The organism is Mycobacterium sp. TH-M25 (assembly GCF_057473665.1).
This window is the reverse complement of the sequence record NZ_JBYCLA010000001.1, coordinates 1-5,866: the sequence shown is the minus strand read 5'-3', so window position 1 is coordinate 5,866 and position 5,866 is coordinate 1. Positions and strand designations below refer to the sequence as shown.

The following is a 5,866-nucleotide window of genomic DNA, read 5'->3' as shown; positions in this document are numbered from 1 at the left end:
ATCCTCGTCGTCGCCTGCCTTGGCATCGGCGTGGCGACCGAATTGGCGCTGTACAAATTCCTGGTCGCGCAGCTCGATACCGAGTTGCACGACGCGTCGCATCGTTCGGTGCGGATCATGCTGGAGCCGTCGACGGCGTGGCGGCATCATCCACGGCCCTTCCCGCGACCCGGCCCGGGCCCGGTCTTCCTGGACGCTCCGGCGCAGCCGGTCGGCATGGTGGGTGCGGTGATCAGTCCGGACGGGACGATCGAGGCCGGCTACCTGACTGCAGCCGGCGGGCGTGCCGCCCTCACTGACGCCGCGCGCGCGGAGTTGGCTTCGCTACCCGTCGACTCGCACCCGGTCACTCGGGATATCGATGGACTCGGCCGCTACCGTCTGGTCGCCGCGCACGCCCGCCGCACCGGCGACGTCGTCGTCACCGGCCTGTCGACGTCCGCCGTCGACGCGACGATGATCCGCGTCCTGCTGATCTTCGGCGTCGTCACCATGATCGCCGTGGCGGTCGCGACCACCGCGGGCATTGTGATCATCCGGCGGGCACTGGCTCCGCTGCGTCGCGTCGCTCAAACCGCGGGCGAGGTGGTCGATCTGCCACTGGACCGCGGCGAAGTGGCGCTGCCGGTGCGGGTACGGGAGTCAGATGCCAACCCGCGCACCGAAGTTGGCCAACTCGGGTCCGCGCTCAACCGGATGCTCGACCACATAGCCGCTGCGCTGTCGACGCGGCAGGCCAGCGAGACCCGGGTGCGGCAATTCGTTGCCGACGCCAGCCACGAGTTGCGCACGCCATTGGCCGCCATCCGTGGCTACACCGAACTGGCCCAGCGAGTCGCCCAATACCCAGGTGACGCCGAGGCCGTCACGCACGCGATGAACCGCGTCCAGTCCGAAACCGAACGGATGACCAACCTCGTCGAGGATCTGTTGCTGTTGGCCCGCCTCGATTCCGGGCGGCCGCTGCAACGCGAACCCGTCGACCTGTCGCGGGTCGCGGTCGACGCGGTCAGCGATGCCCACATCGCCGGCCGTGACCACAAGTGGGAGCTGGACCTGCCCGAGGAACCGGTAATGGTGTCCGGCGATGCGGCGCACCTGCACCAGGTGGTGACCAACCTGCTGGCCAACGCCCGTGTTCACACCGGAGCGGGCACGGTGGTCACCACCCGGTTGCATTCCGACGGCGCCCATGCCGTGCTGAGCGTGTGCGACGACGGCCCGGGTATCTCAGAGCAGTTGCAGTCGGAAGTGTTCGAGCGCTTCGCGCGCGGCGACACGTCGCGGTCCCGCAAAGGCGGCAGCACAGGTCTGGGCTTGGCCATCGTCTCCGCGGTGGTGAAGGCGCACCACGGCACGATCACGTTGCAGAGCGCGCCGGGCCGCACCGACTTCACGGTGCGATTGCCGCTGTCGGTCGAGGCGTGACGCCGGCTGGCCGTACCTGGGGTCTGGCCGGGATGCAGGTCTGTCCGGCGCGTGTCACGGGAAGATGTTGGACAGATCGCTCGCGACCGTCGTGGCCTGACCGACGACGCTGAAGAGCTCGAAAGCGGCGGCCAGCGAAACCAGGTAGGTGTCTGTCGCTATCGGTTGGCCGACGGCCTCAAGCAGGTTTCCCGCATCGATTCCCTGGGTGAAGAGGGAGAGGTCATAAGTCGGCATGGAGGTGAGCAGTGCATTGAGGACATCTGCCGTGGGGAGCAGTGTCGCATACGCCGAGGACGTCGCGCTGGACAGCGCGTCGACCACGTTGGTGAGGTCGTTGACGAGGTCGGTGGGCGACAATGCCGACAGCGCGTCGGTGGTTGACGTGGTGGTCGACGCTCCCGACGTCAGGTCGCCCAGCATGCCGGACAAAGCCGCGGACGGGTCGGACATGAAGGAGCTCACCTCCGAGCTGATGGCGTTGTCGAAGTCGGTGATGCCCTGCTGAGTGCCGGCCTCCAGCAGGGCCGGCACCTTCTCCAGCTCACTGACGCTCGGGAAGAGCCCGAACTCGGTCGGCACGTTCGCCGGACCCTGCGACCAGCCGTAATCGGGGTCGCCATAGCCCAGGTTGACCAGCACCTTCAGGTCGGGTTGGAGCAGGTCCGCGATGGGATTACCGATCAGCGGTATGTCGCGGACAGGATCCAGTAGCGGCAGATCCGCGGTCGGCATCATGTAATACGTGGTCATCGTGGCACCCTCGGTCGGCAATTGGATCGCCGAAGCGAGTTGTTCGGGTGTGACGTCCGTCGAATAAGTGGGGTGCACGAATTCGATGCCGGCGAGAGAGTTGATGTCACAGACAAAATCGATCGGGTACTGGCAGACGTCGGCGAAGCCGTCGTATTCCAACGTGTAAATCGTGGTGGGGTAGAGGTCGGAGGGGGTAGCGCCGTTGAAGGTGATTCCCAGACTGGGCAGGGCCAGTCCGGCCATCCGCTCGAAGAGGCCGCCGTCGGGGAGGTTGGGGTCGCCGGTCAGCACGAAGGACACGTCGGAGCTGGGCACATGTTGGGCGGCCAACTCGGTCATGGTCATCCCGGCCACCGTCGAGCTCTGGGATTGACCTTTCATGATGACGTCGCTGCCGTCGGCGACCTGCGCGGTGATCGTGTTGTCGAGAATTTCGGTGCCTTGGGCTTCTGAGGTGTCCAGCGGCAAACTCTTGACGCCGGTGTAGAGCCCGTAGTTACCGGCCGGATAGTCGACGCCTTGTGGGGTGTAATCCTGAAACGCGCCGTCATCCAACGTTTTGACGAAGACGTCGAAGTCGTGCTCGATGTAGCTCTCCGACGGTATCGGTGTGCCGCTGCCGGCCATGATGTCTGCCACGTTGTCGACGAGCCTGACCGCGCGTACCTGCCCGTCGGGCGCCGTCGGCGTGACCGGGGTTATGGCGATGCCACTGATGCCCAACAGGACGATACCGGCGGTGACGGAGAAACGAAGTGCGCGTCGCATGCTGTGCCCTCATCTGCGGTCGGTCCTGGGGGTTTCCAACCCCGTCGGCGTTGTCGCCGACACGGTGTGACGTCGATTACAGTAGGTCATCTTATTCAAAACAAGAACACCTGTTGTGACTTTGGCGGATTTTTCCTCAAACTTCGTTCAGCTTCTTATCAGCCGATCTGTCCGGCCGGCATCCGATCCGAAGACGGCTCGAGGGCGCCTAGATCGTCAGAGACGTCCAACCGACGCCCGGCGCCCGAGGAGTCCGGCGTGCACCAGCGAGACAAAGTCGACCATTTCTGAGATGAGAACGCCGATGTCGGCTTCCTGGGAAGCTTTGCTGTTCAGCCAATTGGCGACGATCTCGAACAAACCCCCGGTAGTCCCGATCGCGAGCGCGTGAAAATCGATCCGGTCATCGGGTGAGTGGTCCCCGACCAGCTCGAAACGCCGCCAGTGTTCCTCGAAGAAAGCCGTGACCCAGCGGCGGTTGTCGCGCCGCTGCCGCTCGACGTCCAGCGAGATGCCCCCGACATCACGGAAAGCCACCACGGCGATACGGGGGTCGTCGACGACCGAATGAGCGAACGTGGTCAGCAGTAACCGGAACGCTTCGGTGATGTCCTGGTCGGACAATTCCTGCGCCGTCTGCAGCACCTGCCGCTTGATGCTTTCGCTGATCTCGCTCAACAGTGCGACGTAGAGGTCCTCTTTGCTGGTGAACAGTTCGTAGAACGCTTTGTTGCCGACATAGGCGACTTGGCATATCTGCTCGATCGAGGTGTTGATGTACCCCTTGTCGGCGAACAGCTCCAACGCCGCAGCCAGCAACTGTTCCCGGCGTTTGGCCCGGCGTTGATCCGGATCCAGACCGCGGATCGTGCGGGTGCCACCCTCGCGTCGCGAGATCGACGGGGAAGCTTCGTCGCGTGCATCCCCCTGCGGTGTGCCCATGGGTCACCATGGTATCCGCGCTGACCACGGGACCCGGGGCTCCTTTGTCGTTGAGGCTGCGGTCGTGTTGTCGAGATTCACCAATAGGGAGCTTTGCTGAGAACGTCGATAGAATAGTTAAGAAAGTTAACCTTGCTGCTGGGGCGCCGTGATCCCGCTTTGATGGAGGTTTGCCGGACTGGGCCTACAAGTGGCTTGACGCAGCGCATGCCCATCCGGCCGGGATGGCCTCCGTGCCCTGGTGCCGACCCGAACTGCCAGCTCAACCGACGCCGGTATCGCACTTCGCTGTACCTGCCGGCGATCACAACAGGTAGTTTGGGTGCTCGTAGGGTGCTTTGCCCGCGGGATTTCGGGGGAGAATTGAGTCGACGCACTTTTCGCTTCGCCGTCGCGGCGATGCGCGAAGCTCGGATGTTGCGCATGTTTTCCCGACTTGTCGCGGCCAGCTGTCTCGGGCTGTTCGGGTTGGGCGTCGTCGTCCAGTTTGATCCGTCGGGTCCGGTGGGTGTCGTGCGGCACGCGCTCCAGCTGGCCGTGACGTTGTCCGCATTGGTCTTCGGCCTGCGATGGTTGCTGCGGCCGTGGCCGCCATACCGGCACGCGGTCGCCTTTGTCGTCTGGGCTGACGCGGCGGTCGCGGTCGTCGCCGTCACGATGACGACGCCGGACTCACGATTGTGCACGACGCTGTACGCGGCGCTGACCGCTGTCTTCGTAGCATTCCTGCTGGGTGGGCGAATTCTGTTGGCGCACTGCCTTTTCTGTGGGAGCCTCGTCGCCGGAATCACCGGTTGGGCGGTGCTGTTCGAGCACCAAACCGTTCTGGGGCTGTTCGCCATTTACATGCCGGCGCTGGTATGGACGGTCGTTATGCCGCTGAGCGGACTGGCCTTGATCGATGTCGGGCGGCATTCGATTCGCCGAACCGTGAAGTCCGCACAGCACGACCCGTTGACCGGGCTGCGCAACCGGCGAGGCATGCACGCCGCGGTGACCGCCACCATGCGGCGAACGTCGCCCGCGAGCGTGTTGATCGCGGTCTGTGACATCGACCGATTCAAGGCCTTCAACGACGGGCAGGGCCACGCTGCCGGCGACGCTGCTCTATTGAGTGTGGCGCGCAAGCTGCAATCGCTGGTCAGCGGCAACGAGATCGCCGCCCGTATCGGCGGCGACGAGTTCGTGCTGGTGGCATTCATGGGCTCGGGCTACGACAGGTCGATCTTGCTGAGTCGACTGGATCCGCTCACGCACGGTGAGGTGGACGGCCTGCCGCTGACGGCCAGTGTCGGTATTGCCTGGTATCCCGTCGGCGGCCCGCACTTTTCCATCGACGACGCGATACGACACGCCGATGCTGCGATGTACGAGGCGAAGCGGTCCGGCGGGGCCCGGTGTGCGATCTACGGGACGGCGGTCGAACTCGGCTGACATGATGACGCGGTGGACCCGCTGGAAAGCTCTGTCGATTTCGTCGACGCCGACCGGGGCTTCATCGGTGCGCTGGACCCCTGCGTCGTCAATGCCGCCGACGGGCGGGTGGTGTGGGACAACGACGCCTACGCGTTCATCACCGGGGATCCGCCCGCGACGGTGCATCCCAGCCTGTGGCGCCAGTCCAAGCTGACCTCCAAACAAGGCCTCTACGAAGTGGTGCCGGGCATTTACCAGGTCCGCGGCCTGGACCTGTCGAACATCAGCTTCGTCGAGGGCGAAACCGGTCTGATCGTGATCGACCCGCTGGTCTCCACCGAGGTGGCCGCGGCGGCGCTGCAGCTCTACCGCGCCCACCGGGGTGATCGGCCCGTCGTCGCGGTGATCTACACCCACAGCCACGTCGACCATTTCGGCGGCGTGCTCGGTGTCACCTCCCAGGCCGACGTCGATGCAGGCAAGGTCGCGGTGCTGGCGCCCGAAGGCTTTGCCGAGCATGTCGTGCAGGAGAATGTCTACGCCGGCCCGGCGATGG

5 protein-coding genes are annotated in these 5,866 nt (G+C 64.8%); 3 read left to right on the top strand and 2 right to left on the bottom strand.

Features of this window, described 5'->3' with window-relative positions; translation table 11 throughout:
• The coding region (locus tag AC2VOU_RS00025; protein WP_486955500.1) for a sensor histidine kinase at positions 1-1,428 on the top strand (1,428 nt) is incomplete at its 5' end.
• Between the two features lie 54 nt (positions 1,429-1,482).
• Here the strand turns inward: AC2VOU_RS00025 and AC2VOU_RS00020 are convergent.
• Together AC2VOU_RS00020 and AC2VOU_RS00015 are read right to left on the bottom strand one after the other, a co-directional pair.
• Entirely contained in the window at positions 1,483-2,952 is a 1,470-nt protein-coding gene (locus AC2VOU_RS00020) for a PE-PPE domain-containing protein (RefSeq protein ID WP_486955499.1), read from the bottom strand.
• A gap of 216 nt (positions 2,953-3,168) precedes the next feature.
• A complete protein-coding gene (locus tag AC2VOU_RS00015; protein ID WP_486955498.1) occupies positions 3,169-3,894 on the bottom strand; it encodes a TetR/AcrR family transcriptional regulator in 726 nt (241 codons plus the stop codon).
• Between the two features lie 423 nt (positions 3,895-4,317).
• On the opposite strand from AC2VOU_RS00015, the gene AC2VOU_RS00010 reads away from it, so the two are divergent.
• Both AC2VOU_RS00010 and AC2VOU_RS00005 read left to right on the top strand, forming a co-directional pair.
• Positions 4,318-5,328: a GGDEF domain-containing protein gene (locus tag AC2VOU_RS00010; RefSeq protein ID WP_486955497.1), complete on the top strand. Its 1,011-nt coding sequence runs from the start codon at positions 4,318-4,320 to the stop codon at positions 5,326-5,328.
• 12 nt (positions 5,329-5,340) lie between these two features.
• Positions 5,341-5,866 (top strand): MBL fold metallo-hydrolase (locus tag AC2VOU_RS00005; protein WP_486955496.1); only part of this gene is annotated, 526 nt, incomplete at its 3' end.

What these genes read in the sequence shown, in the direction of transcription:
- AC2VOU_RS00015 (WP_486955498.1), bottom strand. Translation starts at nt 3,894, where the DNA reads ATGGGCACACCGCAGGGGGATGCACGCGACGAAGCTTCCCCGTCGATC.
- AC2VOU_RS00020 (WP_486955499.1), bottom strand. Translation starts at nt 2,952, where the DNA reads ATGCGACGCGCACTTCGTTTCTCCGTCACCGCCGGTATCGTCCTGTTG.
- AC2VOU_RS00010 (WP_486955497.1), top strand. Translation starts at nt 4,318, where the DNA reads ATGTTTTCCCGACTTGTCGCGGCCAGCTGTCTCGGGCTGTTCGGGTTG.